Origin of the sequence: Dyadobacter sp. 22481, from assembly GCF_052044875.1 — a bacterium.
In the GTDB taxonomy this organism is placed as follows: Bacteria; Bacteroidota; Bacteroidia; order Cytophagales; family Spirosomataceae; genus Dyadobacter; species Dyadobacter endophyticus.
The window spans coordinates 1,664,021-1,690,976 of sequence record NZ_JBQENV010000001.1; the positions used below are offsets into that span (position 1 = coordinate 1,664,021).

Below are 26,956 nucleotides of genomic sequence, written 5' to 3' on the forward strand. Positions count from 1 at the left end.
AATGTGTGCCCAACTGATTTCAAAAGCAGGATTTGGCAGACTCTGCATTGTTTATCTATATTTGACCTTGTCATTTACCATTATTCCGCCTTTCCCGGGTTATCAAATCATTCCGCTCAATGCCGTTCACAGTATACGTAGATAAAATCCGAGCAAGAATGCACAGTCCGGTTCTGCTCAATATTTTATGGCTTTCGTTCGACAAAGCAAGTCGGTTACTGATTGGGATGGTCGTTGGAATTTGGGTAGCCAGGTATTTGGGACCGTCTCAATGGGGGGAGCTAAATTATTCGCTGGCAATTATCAGTATCCTCGTTGCTATCGCAAATTTAGGCATGGACGGATTTCTGGTGAAAGAAATAGTCTCCAGTCCCGATAAGCGGAATGAAATTCTTGGGACGGCATTCATCACTCGTTTGATCCTGATACCGCTGGGGCTAATTGCGGCTGCACTCTATCTTTATCTTCTTGACTCTCCTGTCAACTCCTACTATATTTTAGCCTTGCTGTCGCCAAGTTTTCTGATAGCGCCATTGGATGTCATCGACCTGGACTTTCAGTCCCGTCTACAAAGCAAATTGACAGTTGTTTCGAAAAACCTGGGATATTTTGTCGGGGCTGCGATAAAGGTGTATTTTCTTTATTCACAAAAGTCGCTTTTGTGGTTCGCAGCAGCGGTTGGTATCGAAACTGTATTCTCATACTTGTTCCTGGTTTTCAATTATCAGCGAAAACAAAGCATCCTCAGATGGTCATTCAGTAAAAGCAGGGCTGGTGAGCTTCTCAGGGCAGGATGGCCATTCATGATCTCCAATATTGCCGTTATACTTTACATGAGGGTCGATCAATTGATGATTGGCAGCCTTGCGGGTAAAGTTGAGCTAGGCCTTTTTAGTTCTGCGGTTAAGGTAACAGACATTTTCGTTTTTATTCCAATTGCCGTTTCTGGAAGTTACCTGTCAACCCTTGTAAAGGTAAAAAAGGAGGCGTCAGATGTAATCTTTATCGAGAAGATCCACCATTTCTTCGTGTGGATGGCCAGGCTATCGATATTGATTGCAGTTTCGGTAAGCTTCTTCTCGTCACAAATCGTCGAAATATTATATGGTTCACAATATAGCGGCGCATCTGCAATTTTGATTGTTCACATCTGGGCCCTTGTGCCAATGTTTCTTGGCGTGGCGGCAGGGCAGTATTTAGTAATCGAAAATCTTCAGCAATACAATGTCTACAAAACTGGCATTGGTTTACTGTTGAATGTCTTATTAAACCTTCTCCTAATCCCTAAAATGGGTGCGCTTGGTGCAGCTACTGCTACACTGGTTTCTTATTACGTTTCGGCCATTTTCTCGAATTTCTTGTTCCCGGCAACAAGAAAACTGTTTATGCATCAAGTCAGATCTATCAAGATGATACTGGCTTTTAAATGGCAGCGATAAACGCCTACACTTAATGCCGGTTAGCAATCGATCTTCGCTTTTCTCATTTCTTTATACAGCCCAAACTATGGCCGCCTGCGTCCTGGTTCCGGCAGGAGACCGAATGTATACAGTGGCATTGTCGGCGATCGGCACTCGGAAAGATGGTTTGCCCTGTATTTGTTATTTCAGGACAAAAGAATACCTTTACAAGCCTGGTTAATCGATTTTAAAGGCGTGTGCCGTTTATACAACCGGACCAACCATCGGCTCAAAAATTACCAATTTGTTGACTATTTTCGATAAGCAACCTAAAAGCGTTTATGTCCTTCCGTGATTACCTTCCTTTTTTTTCAAAAAGGAGTTCTTATGCGCAGCACGGGGAAGACATCATACTGATGTCATACCTGCAAAGTGTTTCCCAAGGTCTATTTGTGGATGTTGGTGCCCACCATCCATTCAGATTCTCGAATACTTATTTATTCTACCGTAGAGGTTGGCGCGGGATCAACATCGACCCAATGCCCGGAACGAAGAAGTTGTTTGACCGGCTACGCCCGGGCGACATCAACCTTGAAATGGGTATCGCCGGCCAGGAAGACTCCCTAACCTACTACATGTTCGATGAACCAGCCTTAAACAGCTTCTCCAAGGTTCTCTCCCAAGAACGTGATCAGCAGACAGCCTATAAGATTATTGGTGAAAAGAACATACCTGTGCGTCGCTTGGAACAGGTTTTGGAAGCACATCTTCCTGCGGGTAAGACCATTGACTTTTTGACTGTTGATGTTGAGGGGCTGGACACTGAGGTATTGGAAAGTAACAACTGGGAAAGATTTCGGCCAACTATGATTGTCGCCGAAGATCTGGATCTGGATTACAACAACTTAAAAAGTTCGGCTGTTTGTGCGTTGCTCTTCGCGCATGACTACAAACTTGTGGGAAAAACCCTGACAAGCCTGATTTTTAAATGCGGCAGATGACCGCTCCCGGGCGCCATTAAATATTAACTGATGAATTATCAGCCATGTACAAGACTATCTCCCCCGTTTTGTTTACCATTTTTAATCGGCCCGACACAACCCAGCTTGTATTTGAGAAGATAAGAGAATTTAAGCCAAGCAAACTTTATATAGCTGCGGACGGGCCAAGAGCCGACCGCGAGGGAGAAGACGCCCTGTGCCGGGAAACCAGAGGAGTGATCAATGTGGATTGGGATTGTGAAGTACAATATTTATATCGGTCCGAGAATTTGGGTTGCAAGTTGGGGATGAGCGGGGCCATTAAGTGGTTTTTCGAAAATGAACCCGAAGGAATCGTCCTGGAAGACGACTGTTTGCCCGGTGAAGACTTTTTCAGATTCTGTGATACACTGCTTGAAAAATACAGAGATGACACCCGCGTAGCCCATATCGCAGGAACACGAATGACACTCAACGACAAGTTCGGCGATGCCACTTACTACTTTTCCAAGTATACGCACATATGGGGCTGGGCTTCCTGGCGGCGGGTCTGGAAAAATTACGATGAAAATCTTACTATGAAGGACAGTTTTGTGCAGCAAGACCTCTTCAAATATATTTATTCCAAAAAAAAGATCACCGATCGCCTAACCAAAGTCTTGACTTTGGTCGAGACCGGGGGCATCAATACCTGGGATTTCCAGTACCTGTTCATGAATTTCTGGAATAACAGCCTTTGTATATGCCCGAATGTCAATTTGATCAGCAACATTGGTTTTGACCCGCGCGCAACGCACACGAGGGATAAAAATAACAAGTTCGCCAACATCCCGTTGGAAACCTTCACTGATATTGTGCACCCCAAGTTCTTTGTCCCAATTTTAGATGCGGATTATTGTATACTAAAATTGGAAGAAGAGGATACGCTTACAATTCTAAAATCCAAAGTGAAGCACGCAATCAAACTTGGACTGCGTGCCTTAGGTGTCCGAAAAGCTGGAATACAGAAACTCAAGAACCTTATCCCCTAGCCGGCCTGTTTTCCAGCCAACACCCTTTTTCAAATCCAACCAGCCACCTCCAAAATCGCGTCTGCAAATGCTTTGGGCGCTTCCTGGGGTAGGTTATGGCCTATTCCACCCGTGATGGTGCGGTGGATATATTTCCCTTTGAATCGGACCGCGTAGGTGCTCGGATCCGGGTGCGGTGCACCGTTTGCATCGCCTTCAAGTGTTATAGATGGCACTGTAATGTCGGGCATTGTCGCCAGCTTCGTTTCCAGTTGATCGTATTTGGCCTCGCCTTTGGTCAGGCCCAGTCGCCAACGATAGTTGTCTACGACTATTTTTACATGATCCGGATTTTTGAATGAGTCGGCTGAATGGTTGTAAGTTTCCTCACTGAAATGCCAGGTTGGTGAAGCTGTCTGCCAGATCAATTTGTTAAATTCGGCTGTATTCGCCTGATAACCTGCCGCCCCACGCTCGGTGGCGAAATAGTATTGGTACCACCATAGTAACTCCGCTTTTGGACTCAAAGGTGCCTTGTTACCTTGCTGGCTGCCGATCAGATAGCCGCTCACCGATACAAGTCCCTGGACCCGCTCCGGCCATAGCGCCGCCATGATGTCTGCCGTGCGCGCACCCCAGTCAAAACCTCCCACAATCGCATTCTTAATTTTCAAGGCATCCATAAACGCGATCATATCCACCGCCAGGGCTGCTTGCTGCCCGTTACGCGGCGTTTCCGATGAAAGAAATTCCGTGCTGCCATAACCACGCAGGTAGGGTATCAGTACCCGGAAGCCCTTCGCCGCCAATATTTCCGACACTTCCTTATAGCTGTAAATGTCATAAGGCCAGCCATGAATAAGGAGCACAGGCTTCCCATCGGCCGGACCGGCTTCTACATAACCCACATTGAGCACACCGGCTTCAATGTGTTTGATACGATCAAATGGACTACCGGCCGGATTTGTTTGTCCGGCGATGACTGTCGCATGCTTACCGGACTTCGCGGTTACCGGCGATGCGCCGAAAAAGGACAATCCAGTCAATACGAAGGCCAAACTTCCGATTATGTTGCGTTTGAAATTCAGGTGCGTTTTCATTTGTATTTTGTTTAAAATCTTTAAAAATAGTTCGTTCCAATGGCTTAAAACTAATGTCCCGGATCTTTAAATGACTGTGGAAACGGCTTGAAGTGGACGAATAAAGGGCTGATTCGGGCAGGTGGTATTTCGAACCGGACCTGCCCTCGCGGTTTACGTGTCAATCGTTACTTGCCAACAATCTTATCTTGTCTCAATGATTTGAAGGCAGCCCGCAATTCCTCGGCAAACAGTTGCGGCTCTTCCCACTGTGCAAAGTGACCGCCCTTGGTTACCTCGTGAAAGTAAATAAGCTTATGGTAGCTTTTTTCGGCCCAGCTTTTGGGAGCCTGGTATATTTCGCCCGGGAACACGGTAATGGCAGCAGGAATGGAGATGTCTACTGCGTTGAAATTGTTGGCATTATTCTCCCAATACAATTGTGCTCCCGATGTGGCCGTGTTGGTGAGCCAGTATAGCGATATGTCATCCAGCATTTCATCTTTGGTAAGCGATTTTTCAGGGTTGCCTCCGCTGAACGTCCAGTCCGCAAACTTGTCGTAGAAGAAAGCGGCGAGGCCAACCGGTGAGTCGGATAAGCTGTATCCGATCGTCTGCGGACGGGTTACCATAATGCCCGCATAACCACCACCTCTTGTATATAAATGATTTAATGAGTTGTAAGCAGCCTTTTCTTTGGCAGACAAACCTGCCGGAGCGGGACCGCCGCTCGCGAGCAGTTTGGCGATGTCGGGCGGAACGGTCGCCGGCATATTTACATGAATACCTAACAAACCCTCAGGTTTTTGTGCGGCCATTCGGTCGGCTACTACCGATCCCCAGTCGCCACCGCTCGAAACATACGTTTTATAGCCTAATCGTTTCATCAAAACATCCCAGGCCCGGCCGATGCGGTCGGCACCCCATCCTGTACCGGTCGGTTTGCCGGAGAAGCCGTAGCCCGGCATGGAGGGAATCACAACGTCAAAGGCATCTTCCGCCTTGCCGCCGTAAGCCTCCGGGTTTGTAAGTGGTTCAATAATTTTCAAAAGCTCAAAGACCGAACCGGGCCATCCGTGGGTGATGACCATTGGTAGTGCCTTCGGATTTTTCGATCGTACATGGATAAACTGAATGTCGATTCCGTCGATATTGGTAATGAACTGAGGCAAGGCGTTGAGCCTGGCTTCTGCTTTTCGCCAGTCGTAACCGTTACCCCAATATTCAACCAGTTCTTTCATCTTGGCCAATTGCACACCCTGGGAGCGGTCCGACACCGTTTCTTTTTCAGCCCAGCGCGTATTCAATACACGTTTTCGGAGATCTGCCACGGCTTCTTCGGAAACCTTAACATGGTAGGGCCGTATCGAGGCGGACGCCCCGTCGCCCGGCGTATTTTGTGCAAATACAGGTACACCGGAAAATAGCAGTGCGCCAATCAATGTTTTACCCATAAGGGCGGTTATTTGCGTTTTCATTGTCCTACTGTTTGAGTTTTTTAATTCTTGGCTCAAAAGTATCGGAGGCCTATTTGCCGACCCATCAGCAAATAAGTAAAGTGGACAATGTTGCTTCCGAACCAGGCATATCCGGCGGTAAAAAAGACTCGTCAATAGTCGGGGCTGGCAAATCAGGAATATTGGTAGAAGAATCAGGAATTTGTATACAATCTTTTCTAAGCAAAAAAGGAAACTTCGTAACTTAACTTTTCCCTCTCGCATTGCCTATCGGCATGGCGGCGTGCTGAATACGATGAATTCGACAACCGAATAATATGGCGACATGGCCACCAAAGCTGCCACCCTGCCTGTACCGAAAGACCTGCAACTGAAAGCACCCAAAGATTTTACCATTGTCAGAACATCAAAAAAATGTAGAAGGGCAAAAGATCGTCACCGGGAAGCCGGTTTTTGGACTGGACTACCGGGTGGATGGCATGCTGATCGCGATGATCCAGCACCCGCCGGCATTTGGAATGAAACTAAAATCCTTTGATGCCGCGGAAACACTCAAAATGCCGGGCATTAAAGATGTTTTCAGCCTGAAATTATACGAAGAGGGCTTTGAGCAGGGCGGGTTCGACACCCGTACATTCAATGAACTGCTGGTGGTGGTGGGTAATAGCACCTGGGAGGTCATGAATGCCCGCAAAAAGCTGATCACCAACTGGGAACCAGCAGGTGAGATCAAAGACACCATGGCAGGCAGAAGCGGCAAACGTGAGGTCGTCGTTCCGGGGGCGCTTGAAAGCACAAACAAGCAAATGGAGCAGATGCAGGAATATGCCAAAAAGCCAGCCCAGCAACTGAGAAAGGACGGTGATCCTGAAACAGCTTTCAAGAATGCGGCACAAGTAATCGAGCGTACCTATAATGCGCCATTTCTTGCCCACAACTGCATGGAACCGATGAATTTCTTCGCCCATGTTACCGAGGAAAAAGCGCTTCTGGTGGGGCCATTGCAAGCGCCCGGGTGGATCGAGCCTACGCTCGCAAAGATCTTTAACCTTCCTCCCGAAAAAATTGAAATACAAATGACCCGCATGGGCGGCGGCTTTGGTCGCAGGGCCTACGGACATTACCTCTCCGAAGCAGCCCTGATTTCCAGAAAGCTGAAAGCGCCGGTGAAACTTATGTACATCCGTGAGGACGATATGACCTACGGCATTTACCGGCCGATGTACACGGCCACTTATCGGGCGGCCCTGGATGCGGACAAAAACCTGATTGCCTTCCACGTCAAAGGAGGCGGCATCCCTGAGCATCCGGTGCATGCCAACCGTTTCCCAGCCGGAGCAGTAGATAACTACCTGGCCGAAGGCTGGCAGATCGCGTCCAATATCACAATAGGCGCTTTCAGGGCACCTCGTTCGAATTTCAACGCCGCCGCTGAGCAATCATTTCTCGATGAAGTGGCCGAAGCTATGGGCAAAGACTCGATTGAGTTCAGGTTAGCGCTTTTGAAAAGGGCCAAAGAAAATCCGGTAGGCAAAAACAACGAGTACGACGCGGACCGGTACGCCGGCGTGCTGAAACTGGTTCGTGACAAATCCAACTGGGGCAAGCCGGGTAATGAGAAATACAACCGGGGTGTGGCCGCTTACTTCTGCCACAATTCCTACGCGGCCCATGTGGTGGACATGGTGACCCGGAACGACCAACCGTATGTAGAGCGCGTGTTTAGCGCGATGGACTGTGGTATCGTCGTAAACCCGGATGCCGCAACAAATATGGTTCAAGGAGCGGTAGTAGATGGGATTGGCAATGCGTTTTATGGCGCATTGACCCACAAGGACGGCGCCCCGCAGCAAAGCAATTTCAACAGTTACCGCATTATTCGGCATAACGAAGCGCCGAAAAAGATAGAAGTCCACTTTGTGCAAAACGACATAGATCCGACCGGCCTGGGCGAGCCTCCGTTCCCACCCGTGTTTGGCGCAGTGGCCAATGCGCTTTATAAAAACAAAGGCAGGCGGTTTTATAATCAACCTTTTCAACCGGAAATGGATAAGGTGATTTGATACAGCTCAGACTGGGAAATCCACGTAGAGGCAGTTTTTAAAAAATCATTACTTTATAGACACGCTTTTTTAAAATTTAAAAGTTAAATATATATTTACAGGACAATATCTAGCTCATAGGAAGACATCACAAACGATTAGTGCAACGGGAAAATACCGTAATAAACAGCTGTATACTACGATAATTCCGCAAAACATGCCAAGCAACGGATACAAACCCAGTCTATCGTTAATATATACTAAACCCGTCTCCGATGAAGGAACAGCTTCGATATTGGACTGAGCGAATCGCCCTGTTTGACGACCAATCAGCCTTCCGGAATCTGTTTTTTCATCTCTATGACTTTTTGCTTGCATGTGCATATGCGATTCTCAAAAACAAGGAGACTGCCGAGGAAGTTGTACTCGATACTTTTGTCAACCTATGGCGTAACCGCGGCCGGTTACCGGAAGTCAATAATGTGCAGGTCTACCTGTATGTGTCAACAAAAAACCTTTCACTCAAAACAGTCGCTCGCGACAACCGCAGGTATGATACCAGCTGGGACGATTTAGTGATTGATCATGAAGTAACCAGCACGCCATCTCCCGAAGAACTACTGATCTCTGACGAAACTGTCAGGCAGATTGAGCGCGCGATTGAAAGCTTGCCTCCCAAATGCAAGGTTATTTTTAAGATGGTTCGCGAGGACGGCCTTAAATACAAAGAGATTGCCCAAATCTTGGATATTTCAGTCAAAACGATTGACGCTCAAATGGCTATCGCGACAAAAAAAATCACCGAGTCCATTGGTTTTCTGCTGAATCAATAAATTTTAAAAAAATCTCCCGACGCTTAGGTGATCCTCTCCGTTTTTGGATCCTTAGTTCAGAGGCCCTATCTGAACTAACACCAATGACAAACGATCAAATCTGGAAACTGATTGCGCGAAAGCTCGCCGGAGAGGCCACCCAGGAAGAAATTACATTATTGGATGGTCACTTGAAAAATGACCCCGAACTGGCCCATAAGGTCGAGCTATACAGTTTCTATTTTCAACGCTCCCAACCTGTCAGAACAGACGCGGGTGACAAGCACAAAGCCTGGCAAAATCTCCGGCAAAAGCTGGAAGACGAGTTGCCCGAAGGAAATTGGGAAAATTTGCACGCACCACGCCCTCGTAAGCCCTTCGCTTTCAAATATACCAAACACGGAAGGTGGCTATCCATTGCGGCCAGCATCCTGCTCGTAGCCACTTCTGCAATTTACTATACCGGATGGAGCAGAAAACAGGATCAGGCAGTCGTCTCCCCGGAAATAAAGCCGCAAAACCTGGTGTTGCAAACGGTACGCGGCAAACGCCTGAAAAAAATACTGCCGGATGGCACCTGCGTATGGCTCAACGGTGAAAGTCGGCTGACCTACAACAATGATTTCGGGAAATATAAAAGAGAAATTACCCTCACCGGAGAAGCTTTCTTTGATGTGGCCCACAACGCCAACGTGCCGCTGACCGTGCACGCCAGGGGTGTAAACATTCTCGTCAAGGGAACTGCGTTTAATGTTAGGAGTTACCCTAAAAGCGATCAAGTTGAGACTTCCCTGATCCGAGGATCGGTGGAGCTTACCGAGCTCGCCCGACCCGACCACAAAATACAGTTGAAGCCGAATGAAAAGATCACGATAGACCTCGGCGATGCTGAAACAGATCCTGCGTTACACCCCGTTGCCGCAGAACGCGTAAAAGAGCATATTCCGAAAACCAAAGCCCATTACCGGATCTCAGCTTTAAAAGAAAGCTCGCTGGCGAACGTGATACCGGAAGTATCATGGGTGAGCAATGTACTCGTGTTCGACAATGAACCTTTTACGGAGGTGATCGACAAAATGGAAAAATGGTACAATGTTGATATTCAGATTAATGACCAGGAACTGAGGCAAAGAAAATTCTCCGGCGTTTTCAACAATGAAGGGATAGAGGAAGCGCTCCGGGCATTGCAGCTGATCATTCCTTTCCATTTTGAACAGAATGGAAGGACCATAATCATTAAATAACCTAAACCCTACCCTATGGCTAAACGCTGACCCGCCCTTTTGCACAAAAAAAGAGATGCGCTAACATCTCTTTCAATGCTTAATCATTTCAAAAAACGATACAATACTTCTTTGAGCGGACGTCTGTATCATTTATTAAACTTTAAGGACTGTAAAATTATGAAAAAAATGATTGTGCCCCAATCGTTATGGGATAACCATGCCAAATTTCGCAAACTGCTCATTGTCATGAATTTAACTGCAATACTGTCGATTGTAGTGTGTTTGCAAGTCTCTGCAATAGGCTACGGACAGAACAAGGTTAGCATTAAAGCTAAAAATATAGAATTGAAGCAGCTGTTTTCCATGCTTCAAAGGCAGACCGATTACCGTTTTTTGTACGAGGACACGAAGCTGCCGAAAAATGCCAGAGTAGATGTCGAAGTTGAAAATCAATCTATTCAGCACGTATTGGACAACGCGTTGAAAAACAGCTCACTTTACTATAAAGTCCTCAACAACAACCTGGTGGTGATCAGCTCTCTCAGCCCGGCCAGCTTGCCCGATCTATTGAAAGGAGAAATCAGGAATGAGACGGGAGAGCCACTACCAGGAGCTAATATCCGTGTAAAAGGCAGCAACTCGGGTACAACGAGCGACGAGGACGGCAGGTTTGCTATTGAGGTTACCGAAAATTCAATCCTCGTCATCTCTTTCATCGGTTACATAACCCAGGAAGTAAAGGCGCCTGCCGCCGGCCAGCTGCGGATTAGCCTGGTTCCCGGGGACAAAAACCTGAATGAGGTTGTCGTGGTTGGGTTCGGTGTTCAGAAAAAGGCAAATCTTACCGGTGCCGTGGACGCTGTTACAGCGCAGCAGCTGGAAAGCCGGCCGCTTACAAGTCTTGGCGCGGGATTGCAGGGGTTGATTCCAAACCTGAATATCGCGCTAAGTAACGGGCGGGCTACTACCGCCGCCAGTTTCAACATCCGTGGTTTTACCAGCATCAATGGTGGCGAGCCGTTAATACTGGTCGACAATGTGCCATTCACGATGAGCGAAATCGCATTGTTCAATCCCAACGACATTGAGACAGTGTCGGTTTTAAAAGATGCCGCCGCGGCAGCCATTTACGGTGCCCGTGCCGCTTTTGGGGTGGTGCTTATTACCACCAAGACAGCCAAAGGCAACAAAATGAACGTTACCCTCAATGCCAATATGGCGATCAGAACGGTAGGGAAATTGCCGGAACTGGTAACCGATCCATACCTCGTGATGCAATACAAACACGATGCGGCAGTACCTCTTTACAACCTGTTCCCGGATGCAGTACGCGAGTATGCGAAAGAGCGGTCGGCCAATCCCTCATTGCCAGCCGTGATTCCCAATCCCACCAATCCGGCCAATTGGGCTTATTATGGCGCCACCGACTGGATGAAAGAGGCGTATCTGAGCAATGCGCCTACCTATAATACCAATTTAAGCTTATCAAAAAAATCAGATAAGGTAAGCTACTATTTTTCAGGTGACTATTACCGGCAGGATGGGATGCTACGCTACGGGAACGACGTCTATCACCGCTATAATGCACGCGGAAAAGTAGATTTGAACGCAACCAAATGGCTTACATTCTCTAACAACACCCTTTTGACGGGAAGCAACTATGATACGCCGGTATTTATCAATGGTGATTTCTTTTGGAATGTAAACAGGACCAGCTCGCTGGACGTTCCTAAAAATCCTGATGGAAGCTGGACCTCCGCAGGCGCCGGTTTATTGGGGAGGTTAGCGGAAGGCGGTAGGGCTGAAACCAAAACCAATGATTTTCAGACTACTTTTTCTTTTAATGCCGCATTGATCAAAGACGTGTGGGATGTGAAAGGCGAAGCCACATTCAGGCGCGGAGCATCTTTTACAAACTCATTTGACATCCCGATAGGATACAAAACAGGACCCAACAACCCGGTGGCGTTTGCCGGCAGCACTACCACCTGGGCACAGAATAGCAGCACCAATACCAATTATACGGTATACAACCTCTATACCGATTTTCATACAAATATCGGAAGTCATTTCATTCAGGGGCTTGTTGGTTATAACCAGGAATACAGGATTGCAAAAACCTACACCGCGCGACGCAACAACCTTATTGCCAATGCACTTCCATCGATAGGATTGAGCACGGGCACCATGCAGGTATCAGAGAATATCGGTGATTACGCGCTTCGGGGGCTATTTTACAGATTGGCCTACAATTACAAAAACCGCTACCTGCTGGAATTGAACGGAAGGTATGATGGTACATCCCGGTTCCCCGAAAACAGAAGGTGGGGTTTCTTTCCGTCGGCTTCCGCGGGATGGGTGATATCGGAAGAGCGGTTTTTCACCCCTGTAAGAAATGCCTTAAAGCTGGATTTGTTTAAAATAAGAGGCTCATACGGCTCCTTAGGGAACCAGAGTGCGGTAGGAAATTACGACTATATCCCTACCATGACCAGCTCACAGGCAGGGCAGGTACTGGGAACCGGACGTCCCACGACCGTAAATGCGCCTGGTGCGGTATCCGATAATTTCAGCTGGGAGACAATTTCCACCCTTAACGCGGGTGTCGATGTGGCCTTTTTCAGCAATAGGCTCGAATTCAATTTCGATAAATATACCCGTTACACAAGGGATATGCTCATTGCCGGAAAGACGCTTCCCGCCGTTTTCGGTACCGGAGTGCCGCGCGTCAATGCCGGTGACCTTAAAACCGACGGATGGGAACTCCGGCTAAACTGGCGGGATAAGGGCCAACTTGCCGGATCTCCGTTTTTTTACAATGTGAACTTATCGCTTGCCGACAACCGTACCAAAATCACCCGGTTTGACAACCCCACCAGATTGCTCAGCAATTATTATGTTGGCCAGCAGATCGGTGAAATCTGGGGAGCGGAAATCGAAGGCTTTTTTCAGAATGAGGAAGAGTTGAAAAACCATCCCGACCAAAGAGCAATGGGGACCGACGATCAATCTTATCAGTTTTTTGTGGGGGATCCCAAATTTAAAGACCGTAACAACGACGGGGTCGTCGACAAAGGCAACAGCACTGTCGATAATCCCGGCGACTTGTACAAAATTGGTAACACCAGTCCACGCCTGTCCTATGGAATCGATCTGTCGGGAGGCTGGAAAGGATTTGACATCCGCGCGTTTGTGCAGGGAATCGGCAAGCGCGACTGGTATCCCGGCGGCTCCAATATCTATTTCTGGGGTGTGTATTCTCAGCCGTGGACCAATGTGACCGTACAGAACATGGATCACTGGACACCCGAAAACCCCGGCGCCTATTTTCCCGCTCTGCGTGCCTATGCTGCCGAGGACAATATGGAGCAACTGGGGATACCGAACAAGCGCTATATGCAAAATGCTGCCTACGCCCGCCTGAAAAACCTCACGCTCGGATACAGCCTGCCGCAAACGCTTCTCAGGAAGGCAAAACTGGATAAAGTCCGTTTTTACATTAGCGTAGAAAACATTTTTGAAATATCCCACCTCAAAGTCAGCCTGGATCCCGAATCATTTGGAAATGCGGCCTACCCTTTCCAGCGCACCTATTCCTGCGGGTTAAATTTTAATTTCTAACACTGAAATTCCTTACTGAAATGAAAGTAATCCAATATGCCATAATCTTAACGGGCGTTTTCCTGTTGCCGTCCTGTGACGATGATTTTCTTCAGAGAAACCCGCAAACGGCTATTACCAAAGAAGATTTCTTCAATACCCCCGCCGACCTTGAAACCTACACCAACGGCTTTTATGGAAATTTGGGTGCCAGCTGGGAGGACCTGTATTCCGATAATATCTCCATCAATACGGGTGGAAATGAAACGGACAACCTTATACGCGGCGGCATTACGCCTGGAAACGTCGGCGGCTGGAACACTTGGGGCGAGCTACGCCGTATCAATTACATGCTCGACAACACCTCAAAGACCACCGGGGACGCCTCGGTGATCAACCACTACATAGGCGTTGCCCGCTTTTTCCGTGCGCTATTCTACTACCGGATGGTGAAACGGTACGGCGATGTGCCCTGGTACTCGCACGTAATGGGAACCGACGACGAGGAAATGCTCTACAAGGCAAAGGACCCTAGGGTTGTGGTTGTCGACTCTCTCATGAATGACCTTGAATTTGCAGCCGCCAATGTTTTACCGGCACGTACCAATAAGACGATGATTACCCGGTGGGCAGCGCTTGCACTCCTGTCGAGAGTAGCCCTGCATGAAGGTACTTACAGGGCTTATCACGACGAGCTGGGTTTAAAAGGCACTGCATCCCGCTTTCTCGAAAGGGCCGTAACCGCTTCTCAGAAAATCATGGATGAGGGTGGCTTTGAGATTCATAACACCGGAAATGGCGCTGTTGACTTTCGTACTTTGTTTTCAAGCAATAACCTGTCAGCAAATAAAGAGGTCATATTTTTTCAGAAAAACAGCAAGGAGGAAGGCGTTGCCAACAACACCCACGTGGTGCTGGATTGGCAATGGGCGCTAAGCGGAAGTCTAGCCAATGAATTTCTGATGAGCGACGGCACAGCATTTACTTCACAGGCTGGATACGACAAAAAAACGTTCACAGAAGTGTTCCGAAACCGCGATCCGCGGATGGCAGAAACGATCATGCCCCCCGGATTCTCCAACGTGCCGACTACCAACACGCCTTATGTGATCAAGCCTAGTTTCGGAGGTTATCTTCAACTCAAATTCTATCCCCGCGACCCGGCGTTAAGAGGAGGCTGGGGTTTGAACTATACGGATTTACCCATTTTTCGTTATGCCGAAGTACTATTGGTTAATGCAGAGGCAAAGGCAGAGCTGGGCACCATTACACAAAGTGATCTGGACAAGACAATCAATCTTCTGAGACGTCGTGTCAAGATGCCTGACCTAAATCTATCAGCGGCAAATACATCTCCCGATCCCTATTTGGCCGGCCGCTACCCCGGGGTAATGGGCGCAGGCAAAGGAGTGATACTGGAAATACGTCGCGAGCGGCGGACCGAAATGGCCTGTGAAGGACTGCGTTTCGATGATCTTTATCGCTGGAAGAGCGGCGCGCTGCTTGGCCAGGACTCCCGGGGTATTTATGTGCCCTCGCTCGGAGCCCTGGACGTCACCGGCGACGGCGTCGAAGACATTGCCATCCTTAAAGCAGTCGGGGAAGAAGCTCCCCTGGCGGGACTGCCTGCCGATGTGAGGGCTAAAATTGTCAAATACTACCTTTCGGACGGTAGCTTCTATCTCTCTCAGGCTACTTCCGGCCACATCATGTTTGGTCGGGACAAGCAGCAACCAAGAAACTTCATCGAATCGAAATACTATTACTTTCCGATTCCCCTAGAGCAAACGATTCTTAATAAAAACTTAAAACAGTCCACAGGATGGGAATGAAAATGAAGAGGCGAAGTTTTTTAAGTAATATACCTTTTGGCATTTCTGCCATCGCAGCGGGAGATCGACTTTCCAATGGTGAAAAGAAGCCAAATGCGCGGAAAAAGCCGGCGTTAACCGTCGCACATATCACGGACGTGCATATCCGGCCGGAAGAAAATATTCCGCAACGATTCAAAAAGTGCCTTGAAGAGATCAAAAGCAAGAAAGTTGACTTTTTCCTGAACGGAGGTGACATGATACATGCCAAGGATTACAACGATATCACCAAAGAGCGGGTGTTGGAGCAGTGGAAGGCATGGGACGATTGCGTAGAACAGCTTAAAGGTTATGAGGTCCATAGTTGCGTCGGCAACCATGATCCCTGGTGGGCGACCCCGTCAAAAGACGATAAAATGTACGGGGTTCCGTACGTGGTGGAGCGGGCGGGAATGCCGAACCGGTATTACAGTTTTACCAAAGAAAACTGGCATTTCATCATCCTTGACGGAAATAACAAGGGCATTTCCCTAGACCAGGAACAAATGGAGTGGCTGAAAAAAGAATTAGAAAATACCCCGTCGGGTACCTATGTGCTACTCATGTCGCATTACCCTATCCTGACCGTCACCGGTTCCTGGGAAGGTGGCCAGCACAAGGACCACGTGGCGTTGAGGCAGCTGTTTTATCAACACAAGGATAAAGTGAAAGTATGTCTGAGCGGTCATCAGCATTTGCTTGACAGGGCCTGGTACAACGGTGTCGAATATTATTGCAACGGCGCCATGAGCGGTTTTTGGTGGGGCAAAGGCGACGCAAAATCTGCCCGACCGACTTACTACCAGGAAACACCTCCGGGATATGCCATCCTGAAATTATACGAAGACGGAAGCGTGGAAAACGAGTATTTCACTCACACGTACTAAGATGTAGCCGCCGTATCGAAAGCCTATCCGAAACGTTAGTAACATCGGTAAAACAAGGGAAGACGGAGCAATCCATCTTCCCTTGTTTGGTCTCTTATCGATTTCCCACAAATTGCGCAATCCGCTCTTTGCGAATCCGTTTCGTCAAGTCTTGCGCGATCTCCCACCGTCACGCTCAGTTTCAAATTTATCAAAGTCGAAAGTCTGATATGACCAGCGTTGTTTTCAATTCGGGAGATATCGGTTTCACTGTTTCTTTCCAACTTCATAATAATGTAATACCGCGCCGGAATCGAAGGTTTTCGTCTTCATGAGCTTTAAAAGCGTCCTCTCATTGATCTTGTCGAACAATAGTAAACCGTGCCCGGCGATGACGGGATGAACCATTAGCTGGAACTCATCGAGAAGGCCAAGATTTATTAATGCGATGATCAAACTCCGGCTGCCCACTAAAATATCATGGCCGGGTTTTTCTTTGAGCGCCAGCACTTCTTCTTTCAGGTCCCTCGTTGCAACCCTTGCACTTTCCCAATCGACGTTTGTCAGCGTGCGGGAAAAGACGACTTTTGGAATGCGGTCTATGGCTATTGCAAAGTCATCCATTGCCTTGTCGCCGGTCGGATTTTCAACAACGTTTTTCCAATATTCCATTAGTTGATAGGTTATCCTTCCGTACAAGGCAACGTCCCCGCTTTTCAGCAGTTCACGGTAATGCTCGTGGATTTCCTCATCCGGATTGACAGACGTATGATCGCAAACCCCGTCAAGTGTCATATTGATTGCTGCTATTACCTTTCTCATACCATTAGTATTTAATGAATATACTTCGAACCGGCACAAAAATAGCGCAACGCAGTACCATGTTGTGAAGCCATTCTGAACAAATACAGGGGGGATTTAAGACAAGCTGCATACCCATTGTTTTTGACCACCGAAACACCTTGCACGAGGTTAACCTCGGAGCAAGTAAAAAACGTCGCTGTCCGTTTTTTTTATGATAACACGTCCGATTGATCACTATTTTTGGGTACCGGTGCAAAAGGAGATGTGCGTTATGAAACAGGGGTGACAGCCTCGTGGCCGCGCCGCTGATTACCTCATCATTTACTCATGAATAGATCATTAGTCCTGACCCTCGCGATAATCAGCCTTGTCTTCTCTGCCTCGACCCTGCGTATTTCAGTCGATTCATCCAACGGAGTTACCCATACGCTGGCATTTTTCAGGCAGGGGGTTAATGATTTTGTGGAGGCTAATGAAAAATTGTACTCGGCTATCGAAGGGCTGAGCGCCGAGCCTGCGACGGTCGCCCGGGCGCGTCATGCGTTGGTCGCGTGCAGGCGCAGCTACAAACGGATCTCCTTTTTCACTACCTATTTTTTTCACAGTGAAACACGATTCTACAATGCTGCCCCAAAATTCGAAGTGGAGGAGCCGACGTTGGAACTGGTAGAGCCAATGGGTTTGCAGCAGATCGAAACGCTGCTTTTTAGCGAGGATCTACCGGCTAACAAAAGTTCGCTGCTGGTCCAGTCCGAGGCAATGCTTACTTCGGCCCGCGATATCCGTTCATTGCTTTACAGCCTTGAAATCGATGACGCCCGCATTCTGGAAAGCGTTCGGTTGGAGTTGATCCGAATAGCTGCATTGTACATTTCAGGTTACGATGCGCCATTGCTCAAAACCGGTATTGCAGAGACCAGCGACGCCACGGAAGCATTGCAGACTGTCCTCGAAGTTTATTTCAAGGCTAATACGCAACAAAGCAAACGACTTGATTCTTTACTGATCACATCCATTCACTACCTCGGCGCCCACCAGGACTTTGATTCATTCAACAGAATGGAATATCTCACCCGGTTTGCATTACCCATGCAGCAAGAATTGAACGAATTCATTGCCGGGCTGGGCTTAACCACCAATACTACACAATATCTGAACTATCAGGCACCGCATATTTACAGCAGGGATGCACTGAAAAGCTGGGGCGCTAATGGAACGGATTCAATGCAGAATAAGGCACTGGCGGATTTGGGCAGGAGGTTGTTCTTCGACAAGTCGCTTTCGGGAAATAACTCAACGAGCTGCGCCACCTGCCACCAACCCCGGAACTACTTTGCCGATTTACAGAAAAAAAGTCCTTCACTGGTCCGCGATTCGGTTCTCAAAAGGAATACCCCCACCCTTTTATATGCAGGCCGGCAGCACACGCAATTTTGGGAGGGGCGAGCTGCGAATCTCGGCGCTCAAATCCAAACTGTCGTATTCAATCCATTGGAAATGAATGGAAGTAAAGAATCACTGCGTAAGAATGTGCTGCAAAAAAAGGAATACAAAGCGCTCTTCAACGCTTCGTTCCCCGGCAGGAATATGCAGGATCTGGGTATTGAGGCAGTGTCAGCGGCGCTGGGGGCTTTCGTTAATCGGCTGAGCCCGATGGATTCGCCTTTCGACCAGTATATTGATGGCCTGCAAACTGCATTGACGGACCGGCAGATAAATGGCTTTAATCTTTTCATGGGCAAAGCGCAGTGTGGTACCTGCCATTTTCCTCCGTTTTTCAACTCCCTGCTTCCTCCCCTCTTCAACTTGTCGGAAGTTGAGATTTTGGGCGTTACAACCACCGACGATTTCATCAACCCTGTACTCGACCCGGATTTAGGACGGTACGATCTCTACAAAATACCGTATTATAAGGGAGCCTTCAAAACCCCAACGGTACGAAATGCAGCGAAAACAGCCCCATATATGCACAACGGTTCCTTCAAATCTTTGGCAACTGTGGTCGAGTTTTATAACAAAGGCGGCGGCAGGGGGCTAGCGCTGCCGGTGGAAGAACAAACATTATCTGCCCAACCATTGAACTTATCCGAAAAAGAGAGCCAGGATATTGTTCTGTTCCTCGAATCTCTGACCGATTCCAACCCTGACTACCATTCTCTTTCAAATTAATCAAACATGAAAACAGTTGTAATTCTACTTTTCACTTTATTCCTTCCATTGCTATCCATTGCCCAGGAAACCCAAACCGCCAACAAACCGGCACCTAAGAAAAAGGGGCCTGCGATGGGCATCCAGGCCGACCTGCTCAGGGGGCCTTACCTCCAAATGGCGACACCGACCAGTATGACGGTGCGTTGGAGAACCAATGTGTACGACCGCAGCCGGGTAAAGTATGGCCTGACCAGCGATAATCTGAACATGCAAACCGACGATTCTACGCTGGTAAATGAGCATGTTATAACTTTAAAAGGCCTGCAACCATCCACAAGGTACTATTATACCGTGGGCAACCTCGCCGACACCACCTTGCAGGGCGATGAGGACAACTACTTTTATACCTTCCCCGAAACGGGAAGTGAACAGCCGATACGCATTGCAGGTTTCGGAGATTGCGGAAATAACTCCATCAACCAGCGGGCGGTCAGGGACCAGGTTATCAATTACCTCGGCGACAAATACCTGAATGCGTGGATTTTGATGGGTGACAATGCGTATTCGGACGGAACCGATGCTGAATATCAGGCAAAGTTTTTTAACCTCTACAAAGACAACCTGCTGAAAAAATATCCGCTATATCCCGTGCCCGGAAATCATGATTACCATGATTTTAATTCCTCACCGGTCAACGACCAAAACAAAATTGCCTACTACCAGAACTTCTCACTCCCGACTAACGGCGAAGCGGGCGGCGTGGCCTCCAACACGGAATCATACTATTCATACGATCTCGGTAACGTCCACTTTCTTGCCCTGGATTCCTATGGCCCCGATAAAAAGAAGACTCACATTTTCGATCAATTGGGCGAACAGGCCGAATGGGTCAGAAAAGACCTGGCAGCCAATAAGAACAAAAAATGGATAGTGGCGTACTGGCACCACCCTCCCTACACAATGGGTTCGCACGACTCGGACAAAGAATCACTGCTGGTGAAAATCCGGGAGAATTTCATAAAAATACTTGAAGACGAAGGTGTAGATCTTATTCTTTGCGGACACAGCCACGTATATGAACGCACGAAGCTGATCAAGGGATATTATGGAAAAGAGGCTGATTTTGATTCCAAAAAACATGAGCTCAGCACATCGACGGCCTTGTACGATGGCAGCAAGAACTCCGCGCCGTATTTGAAAAGCAAAACCAACACCAACGGCACTGTGTACGTCGTGAGCGGATCTGCCGGCGCACTGGGGGGACATAAGGAAAACTATCCGCACAATGCGATGTACTATTCCAACAATGAAGTGGGCGGCGCCGTCATGCTGGAAGTAGAGGGCAACAGACTGGACCTGAAATGGATTTGCTCGGACGGGAAAATCGGTGACCACTTTACCATGATGAAGGATGTCAGCAAAAACGATGAAAAAATCCTGAAACAGGACAAATTGCTTCCAAAGTAGCAGTTCCTTATTGTTTGGCCCGGCGCTCTCCTATCGGTTCTGGATAGCAGTCGGGAACGGTCAATGTCTGGACGAGCACATTACCGGGGACAGATGTCAGTGTCGGGAGATTTTGGTTTTGTTGACTGCCAAATCCGCCCACAAGTAAAAACCTGTGCCAACAGAAAAATTGCTGGCATAATTATTACTGATCGCCTCGATCCTTTCATTTGAACCACATCAACAACATGACCATCAGTTTACAAAAAGACCTACTTTGCTTTTCCCACCTGAGATGGGACTTCGTTTTCCAGCGTCCGCAGCATCTGATGACCCGATTTGCCGGAATAACCAATGTTTATTTTCTCGAAGAACCACTCTTCGACTGTTCTGATGAACCGTATCTCCAAATGGAGGAAAAACACGGGGGGCTGTGGGTATGCGTGCCGCATTTACCAGTCGGCAGTACTCCGGAAGATACCCTGGCGATGGTCAGGAAAATCCTTGATGCATTCTTCGAACAACGCGATTGCAGCAATTTTATCTTTTGGTATTACACACCAATGGCCTTACAGTTTTCGGAACCGTTTACACCCGCGATGATAGTGTATGACTGTATGGACGAATTATCCGCATTTAACTTCGCGCCTCCCCGGATCAGGCAATATGAGCAGCGGCTTCTCGAAATGGCCGACATCGTTTTCACAGGCGGGGCAAGCCTGTACGAAGCCAAGAAAGCACGCCACCACAACATTCACCCCTTCCCGAGCAGTATTGATAAAGCACATTTCCTGGCAGCGCGTAAACTGCTGACAGAGCCGCAAGACCAGGCTTCCATTGCCGGGATAAAGCTAGGTTTCTACGGTGTCATCGATGAACGTTTTGATCAGGAACTGATCCGGGAAATTGCCGCCCGGCGTCCCGACTGGCAAATTATCCTCATCGGGCCCATCGTCAAAATCGACCCTGCGGCATTACCGCAAGCGGATAATATTCATTACCTGGGCACCAAAAGTTATCAGGTTCTGCCTGCATATCTGTCGGGCTGGAACGTAGCGCTGATTCCCTTTCTGCTCAACGAATCCACCCAATTTATCAGCCCCACAAAAACACCTGAATACCTGGCGGCTGGAAAACCCGTAGTTTCCTCCGCGATCCGGGATGTTGTTTCTCCGTACCACGAAACCGGCCTGGTAAGCATAGGTGACGACGCCGAATCATTTATAACCGCGATCGACCGCGAGCTCGCCCACTCCACGGATTCCAAATGGCTATATGCAGTGGATGCATTTCTTTCGGACAAATCCTGGGAGCATACATTCAGTGCGATGGTGAAGTTAATGTTGAAGACTCAACAACGGGAACGTCCGGTTGTTTTGGTCAGCGGGCTGAAAAAAGCCAGCTAATCCACCACTATTGACGGACGATATGAAAACAAGCTTCAACACATTCTGGATGGCTGGGTTCGAATGTACCGATCAGCTGAATGCCAGCGGCGACAGGGTGGATATGCTTCAAATGACCGGGCACCTGGAACTTGTCAGAGAAGATTACTCCCGCATTTGCTCGCTGGGCTTACGCACTGCACGGGAGGGGATCAGGTGGAGCGTGGTGGAATACATGCCATACCACTACAATTTTGACTCTGTACTGGATATGATCAATGCAGGCACCGAATACGGGGTGCAGCAGATCTGGGATATCTGTCATTTCGGCTACCCAGCGGATCTGAGTCCGTTCCATCCGCATTTCACGTCCCGTTTCGTGGCGCTTTGCACGGCTTTTGTAAACTTTTACACCAAACAAAGACCCATGGAAAGCCTGTACATAACGCCCATCAACGAGGTCAGCTTCATCTCCTGGCTGGGAGGTGAGGCTGGTGCAACTGTGCCGTATTGTACCAAAAACGGTTGGGAGTTGAAGTACGCGCTGATGCGGGCATACATCGCGGCAGTGAAAGCTATGAAACAAATCACCGGGCTTGTGCGGATCGTCACTACCGAACCTCTCGTCAACATGGTCCCCGATCTTGACCCTACGCCGGATCAATTAGCCCGGGCAGCCGTTGAAAATGAACAGCAGTTTCAGTCTCTCGACATGCTTTGCGGCCGGATTTGTCCTGAATTGGGTGGAGGAGAAGACTTAGTAGACGTAGTAGGTCACAATTACTATTATAACAATCAGTGGATTATTGGCAACTACCAATTCCTGAGGTGGAATGATCCCGTACCCGACCCGAGGTGGCGACCGCTCGCCGATTTGCTGGAAAGTGCCTACCACCGATACCACAAACCCATCATCCTGTCGGAAACCAGCCATCCCAAAGAAGACCGGCCAATCTGGATACAAATGATCGCGTCGGAATGCGCAAGGGTCATAGACCGCAATGTTGAGCTGCTGGGTGTTTGTCTTTACCCGATCATCGACCGGCCCGACTGGGACCGGCCCGAGATCTGGCACCAGTCGGGATTATGGGATGAGGGACTCGCCGGCCGTCACGAAAGGGTGCTGCACATTCCGTCGGCGATGGCCCTACTAGCTGCACAGGAGCTGGTAGGCCAGCATTTAAAAAGTAAAGCTGAGAGATCAATCATCGAACGATTATGAGGATCGGAGAAAAATCGCCGATAAAGTTCGAGCGCTACGACTTTTCAATTCTTTTCCATTAACTCAATCCACTCGTTGATAACCACTTTCAAATCTTCGCGTTTGGTTTCTATTTCGGATTACCCCCATTTCCTGTTTGGCCTGGTTGCCCCTCCACAATGTCGGCTGCACCCCCTATATCATTGATCATAACACGGTAAGTTTGCATTGTCACAAATGTATTACTGCCATGCTGCTAACAAATAAGACTGCTGTAATTTATGGGGCCGGAGGCTCTCTTGGGGCCGCTGTGGCCAAAGCATTTTCGGTTGCCGGTGCCAATGTTTTTCTCTCCGGCATTCGTCTGCAACCCGTGGAGGCGACCGCCGAGGCTATCCGGAAAGCCGGCGGTAGCGCTCAGGTGGATCAGGTGGATGCCCTGGACCAGCAAGCCGTCAGCGATTACCTTTCGTCGATTTCCAGGCGCACCGGCTCTGTCGATATCTCTTTTAATGCAATAGCACTGAAAGACACGCAGGACATTCCGCTCATTGAGATGAAATTGGAGGATTTTATCCGGCCGATACAAATAGCCATGCAGTCTCATTTCATTACCAGCACCGTCGCCGGAAGGATTATGACCGCCCAAAAAAGTGGCGTAATCCTTTCTTTAACAGCCACTCCCGGTGGAATCGGCTATCCGGGCACGGGTGGATTTGGCACTGCATGCTGTGCGATCGAAAGTTTTACAACGACTCTGGCCTCCGAACTCGGTCCCCACGGCGTTCGTGCAGTGACGATCCGCTCAGGAGGCTCCCCCGATTCGCGTGTATTTGTGGATGCGCTTGCAAGCCTGGATCAGCACGTGGCCGAACAGGTATTGGGCAGCCTTGCAAATGACACGATGCTGAAAAGGCTCCCCGGTATGAATGATATCGCGAATGTTGCCGTATTTGCAGCCAGCGACTTTGCAGCTTTAATTACCGGAACGGTGATCGACGTGACCGGAGGTACAACTGCCGCATTGAATTACAAGACAACCCAGGACAAGTCCTACATTCCGCCTTTTCATAAATAACGCCGGCAGGAGGCCCATTTCAAAGATTATTGCCCGGGAAACGCCGCCGAAGCACTCCCCGGGCAATGGCCCTATCTCAAACAGCGCTACCTTCCCTCATTGAAATAATTATAGAAAACCTCCCCCAGGTTTTTCCCAAGCGAAATCCAATCCTCTGCCAGCGGCGCTTTATTTAATCCGGCAATCCATTCGTAATTCAGCTCATACACGGCGGCATGGATGCCGAAGCGTTCCATAAAGCCTTCTCCCAGTGTGCCCGGATTGCGGAAAGTCGGTTTGGTGGAGCCTGCGGTGAACCAGGTGTGTTTCCGCAAAAGCATTTCCAGTTTTTCCATGCTCGACAGGTAGGCACTGATGTCGCCATCCGGCCGGCTCACATGCAGGTAGCCACCCGCGTCGTTGTGGATGTCGAGGGCCAGATCAGGCCTCTTATTGGTCTTGATCATCCGGTGCAGCCATTGTTCCAGGTAATAGTTCTCGGGGGCGACAAGCGAATCGGCGGGCTTATCCCACTTGCGGTTCAGGTCGTAGCCATTCGCGTTGAAACGCGTCTTGCCGCGTGCTACGCCGTCTTTGTTGGCCATGGGCAGAATATACACGCAATAGGTTTTCAGGTAACGTTTGGCCTCCTGGTCGTTGCTGAGCAGTTTCTGCACCAGCCCCTCGACCGTCCAGTTCCCACCCGCCTCGAATGCATGGGCGCGCGCGCGCAGGAAAAGCCGCTTCGGCGCGTTTTCGTTACCTATCCGGACGATTTCCAGAGAGCGACCTTCCGAAGTTTTACCGATGGTAGTCACACTAGCATTCTTGCTTTGCTTCACCTTCGCCAGCATTCTATCCAGATCGCTGATCCGGTAAGGCTCCACGCTGGCGATGTACGCGAAAGGCGCTTCCATTTTGAATTTGATAAACACGCGACGTCCAGGCAGCGGGATTACCGGATGGCTCTCCCATTTTTTATTATCAAAAGAAACCACATACCGCGACTTTTCCGAAAGATCGCTGGCCAGCCGGCCGTTCCATATGTTATCAAAGTTTTCGAGGATCAATGTCACTTCCGTGCCCTCTGCTGCCTCTACCCTGAAATGATAGTGGTTCACCGCGCGGTTCGGCGAAAAACGTTCGTGGTCATAAACCATAGCGCCTATTACCCTGCCGGCCGAATCGATACTCCAGTTCATCGGCGACGCATTTTCGAAGCCGGTGTTGATGAAAATCTTTGGTGTAACGATGCTGTCGGCCGCGATGCCTGCTTTTCCAGGCTCGATTCCGGACGCGAAAGTCATGTGAGCGGCCAGTAACCCGGCGCATATTGCCGATAGTAATGTTTTCGATTTCATAAAAGTTGGGTTAAGGTTGCTCGATGTCGCCCTGAGTGGAATCGGAGGCCAACACAAATGCAACAACGGAATTGGCACCATAGTGGCACGGGTTTTAATACAGATCGATTCCTAACCAAAATGAACATGACAATGCCAATGGGTGTATTCCAATTGAAAGAGGATGAGGCTGAGACAGTCCGCATTAACCGCAACGAGGTCCAGGAGATTGTCCCCGACGCCGATTTCAGGTTCAGCCTGATTATGTTAAAAGACGGACGCAAATATTTCGTTTGCGGAACCCTCGAAGAAGTAGACCAGGAATTTGAAAAGCCAACAGGCTCTGATTGAGCTCTGATCCTCGCAAATCCTTCGGCACAATCCGTCTTTGGGGATCAATCAAGGAAAATTCGAGCCTATGATAATATCAGGGAAAAAAATATATACATCGCATAGCCAAACTGCTTTAAGATTATTAGTTGTCGATTTGCAGTAACAAAAGGTGAAATTCTTACTAAATTACTATCATGAAAGTAATTCGGTTGAATAAAATCACCCATCTCATTCACAAAGCGACGAAGGTCCGGCTTTTGTTATTTTTAGTTCTGGTAAAGAGCCCTGGTATCGCACAAACCTGGCAACCTTCCTTTCAAATGGGCCTCAATGCCGAAGCTGCTGCCTGGGGTGGAAATGTATCGCTGAGCAGATACCTTAGCCGAAATGCAGCGTATGATTACGGCGATCACGGATGCTATTTAAAACTATCGCTCTTCTATTTTCGGGTAAATGGCTTGGGCACCGTCGACAGTATTTATGCGAAGGGAAGCTTAAATGAAGAACTGGTTGCGGCCATCAAGACGAACATTCGCGCGACAGAGGGAAAGTGGCGATTGCCCGAAAAATCCCGGGCATCAGACAAGTGCTGGTTCATTTTCCCGTTCATTGACCCGGGAAGCTCGGAGTCCTGCGTGGGACAGCAGAAGCTTAGCCGAAACGCACTAGCAGAATTACTCTTGCTATATTCAATTTCTGAGCCGACAAAGGATTCACATGGGCGGGTCATGCTGCCACCGAATGAATTTCATCAAATGTCTAAAAAGTAAATTTAATGGCGGCTCAAACCAGAGCGACGAGTCATCCCCGGTTCCTCCGAAAGCGTACTGCAAAGTATATGGCCGGTTAAAATTGTTTATCTTAACTGCAACCATTTGAGAAAAATGCATCATTGAAAGCACATTTCAATCATGTAC

Annotated in this window: 19 protein-coding genes and 1 pseudogene; 16 read left to right on the forward strand and 4 right to left on the reverse strand. The window is 48.6% G+C overall.

What is annotated here, in order from left to right:
* The first annotated feature begins 119 nt into the window (after positions 1–119).
* The 3 genes from ACTJJJ_RS06470 (at position 120) to ACTJJJ_RS06480 (ending at position 3,411) form a co-directional block, all read left to right on the forward strand.
* Positions 120–1,439, forward strand: a complete 1,320-nt coding sequence (locus tag ACTJJJ_RS06470) for a flippase (RefSeq protein ID WP_440701678.1) — start codon at positions 120–122, stop codon at positions 1,437–1,439.
* A 302-nt stretch (positions 1,440–1,741) separates the two neighbouring features.
* Positions 1,742–2,401 carry an FkbM family methyltransferase gene (locus ACTJJJ_RS06475; RefSeq protein ID WP_188929479.1) on the forward strand — a complete coding sequence of 220 codons (660 nt, stop codon included), beginning with the start codon at positions 1,742–1,744 and terminating at the stop codon, positions 2,399–2,401.
* Between the two features lie 44 nt (positions 2,402–2,445).
* On the forward strand, positions 2,446–3,411 hold the full coding sequence (locus ACTJJJ_RS06480) for a nucleotide-diphospho-sugar transferase (RefSeq protein WP_229221450.1): 966 nt from the start codon (positions 2,446–2,448) through the stop codon (positions 3,409–3,411).
* A gap of 29 nt (positions 3,412–3,440) precedes the next feature.
* On the opposite strand, the gene ACTJJJ_RS06485 is transcribed toward ACTJJJ_RS06480, so the two are convergent.
* Both ACTJJJ_RS06485 and ACTJJJ_RS06490 read right to left on the reverse strand, forming a co-directional pair.
* Positions 3,441–4,490: an alpha/beta fold hydrolase gene (locus tag ACTJJJ_RS06485; RefSeq protein ID WP_188929477.1), complete on the reverse strand. Its 1,050-nt coding sequence runs from the start codon at positions 4,488–4,490 to the stop codon at positions 3,441–3,443.
* Positions 4,491–4,657: 167 nt separating this feature from the next.
* Positions 4,658–5,947 (reverse strand): epoxide hydrolase family protein, encoded by a 1,290-nt coding sequence (locus ACTJJJ_RS06490; protein ID WP_426294375.1) that lies wholly within the window; start codon positions 5,945–5,947, stop codon positions 4,658–4,660.
* A 295-nt stretch (positions 5,948–6,242) separates the two neighbouring features.
* Here ACTJJJ_RS06490 and ACTJJJ_RS06495 point away from each other — a divergent pair.
* The 6 genes and pseudogenes from ACTJJJ_RS06495 to ACTJJJ_RS06520 form a co-directional block, all read left to right on the forward strand.
* A pseudogene (locus tag ACTJJJ_RS06495) lies at positions 6,243–7,989 on the forward strand (xanthine dehydrogenase family protein molybdopterin-binding subunit); the annotation flags it as partial.
* A 254-nt stretch (positions 7,990–8,243) separates the two neighbouring features.
* Positions 8,244–8,801: an RNA polymerase sigma-70 factor gene (locus tag ACTJJJ_RS06500; protein ID WP_188929473.1), complete on the forward strand. Its 558-nt coding sequence runs from the start codon at positions 8,244–8,246 to the stop codon at positions 8,799–8,801.
* A gap of 83 nt (positions 8,802–8,884) precedes the next feature.
* Positions 8,885–10,024 (forward strand): FecR family protein, encoded by a 1,140-nt coding sequence (locus tag ACTJJJ_RS06505; protein WP_188929471.1) that lies wholly within the window; start codon positions 8,885–8,887, stop codon positions 10,022–10,024.
* A gap of 228 nt (positions 10,025–10,252) precedes the next feature.
* Positions 10,253–13,627, forward strand: a complete 3,375-nt coding sequence (locus tag ACTJJJ_RS06510; protein WP_426294374.1) for a TonB-dependent receptor — start codon at positions 10,253–10,255, stop codon at positions 13,625–13,627.
* 20 nt (positions 13,628–13,647) lie between these two features.
* Positions 13,648–15,438 (forward strand): RagB/SusD family nutrient uptake outer membrane protein, encoded by a 1,791-nt coding sequence (locus ACTJJJ_RS06515; RefSeq protein WP_188929469.1) that lies wholly within the window; start codon positions 13,648–13,650, stop codon positions 15,436–15,438.
* Positions 15,429–16,343, forward strand: coding sequence for a metallophosphoesterase family protein (locus ACTJJJ_RS06520; protein WP_440701679.1), 915 nt, complete (start codon positions 15,429–15,431; stop codon positions 16,341–16,343). The genes ACTJJJ_RS06515 and ACTJJJ_RS06520 overlap by 10 nt, the downstream gene beginning before the upstream one ends.
* Before the next feature lie 246 nt (positions 16,344–16,589).
* On the opposite strand, the gene ACTJJJ_RS06525 is transcribed toward ACTJJJ_RS06520, so the two are convergent.
* On the reverse strand, positions 16,590–17,144 hold the full coding sequence (locus ACTJJJ_RS06525; protein WP_188929465.1) for a dihydrofolate reductase family protein: 555 nt from the start codon (positions 17,142–17,144) through the stop codon (positions 16,590–16,592).
* A gap of 309 nt (positions 17,145–17,453) precedes the next feature.
* Between ACTJJJ_RS06525 and ACTJJJ_RS06530 the strand changes: the two genes are divergently transcribed.
* The 5 genes from ACTJJJ_RS06530 to ACTJJJ_RS06550 all read left to right on the forward strand — a co-directional run bounded on the left by ACTJJJ_RS06530 (position 17,454) and on the right by ACTJJJ_RS06550 (position 24,387).
* On the forward strand, positions 17,454–19,295 hold the full coding sequence (locus ACTJJJ_RS06530) for a cytochrome-c peroxidase (RefSeq protein ID WP_426294372.1): 1,842 nt from the start codon (positions 17,454–17,456) through the stop codon (positions 19,293–19,295).
* A 6-nt stretch (positions 19,296–19,301) separates the two neighbouring features.
* Complete coding sequence (locus ACTJJJ_RS06535) at positions 19,302–20,744, forward strand: metallophosphoesterase (RefSeq protein ID WP_426294371.1); 1,443 nt, start codon at positions 19,302–19,304, stop codon at positions 20,742–20,744.
* A 227-nt stretch (positions 20,745–20,971) separates the two neighbouring features.
* The gene (locus tag ACTJJJ_RS06540) at positions 20,972–22,129 is read left to right on the forward strand and encodes a glycosyltransferase family 1 protein (protein ID WP_426294370.1); all 1,158 of its coding nucleotides are present in this window, start codon (positions 20,972–20,974) and stop codon (positions 22,127–22,129) included.
* 22 nt (positions 22,130–22,151) lie between these two features.
* The gene (locus ACTJJJ_RS06545; RefSeq protein WP_426294369.1) at positions 22,152–23,330 is read left to right on the forward strand and encodes an amine oxidase; all 1,179 of its coding nucleotides are present in this window, start codon (positions 22,152–22,154) and stop codon (positions 23,328–23,330) included.
* 229 nt (positions 23,331–23,559) lie between these two features.
* Positions 23,560–24,387, forward strand: a complete 828-nt coding sequence (locus ACTJJJ_RS06550) for an SDR family NAD(P)-dependent oxidoreductase (RefSeq protein ID WP_426294368.1) — start codon at positions 23,560–23,562, stop codon at positions 24,385–24,387.
* An 86-nt stretch (positions 24,388–24,473) separates the two neighbouring features.
* On the opposite strand, the gene ACTJJJ_RS06555 is transcribed toward ACTJJJ_RS06550, so the two are convergent.
* Complete coding sequence (locus ACTJJJ_RS06555; protein WP_426294367.1) at positions 24,474–25,727, reverse strand: M14 family zinc carboxypeptidase; 1,254 nt, start codon at positions 25,725–25,727, stop codon at positions 24,474–24,476.
* Positions 25,728–25,847: 120 nt separating this feature from the next.
* Here ACTJJJ_RS06555 and ACTJJJ_RS06560 point away from each other — a divergent pair, with 120 nt between their 5' ends.
* Together ACTJJJ_RS06560 and ACTJJJ_RS06565 are read left to right on the forward strand one after the other, a co-directional pair.
* Positions 25,848–26,057: a hypothetical protein gene (locus tag ACTJJJ_RS06560; RefSeq protein ID WP_426294366.1), complete on the forward strand. Its 210-nt coding sequence runs from the start codon at positions 25,848–25,850 to the stop codon at positions 26,055–26,057.
* A 191-nt stretch (positions 26,058–26,248) separates the two neighbouring features.
* Positions 26,249–26,809 (forward strand): hypothetical protein, encoded by a 561-nt coding sequence (locus tag ACTJJJ_RS06565; RefSeq protein WP_426294365.1) that lies wholly within the window; start codon positions 26,249–26,251, stop codon positions 26,807–26,809.
* Positions 26,810–26,956 lie beyond the last annotated feature (147 nt).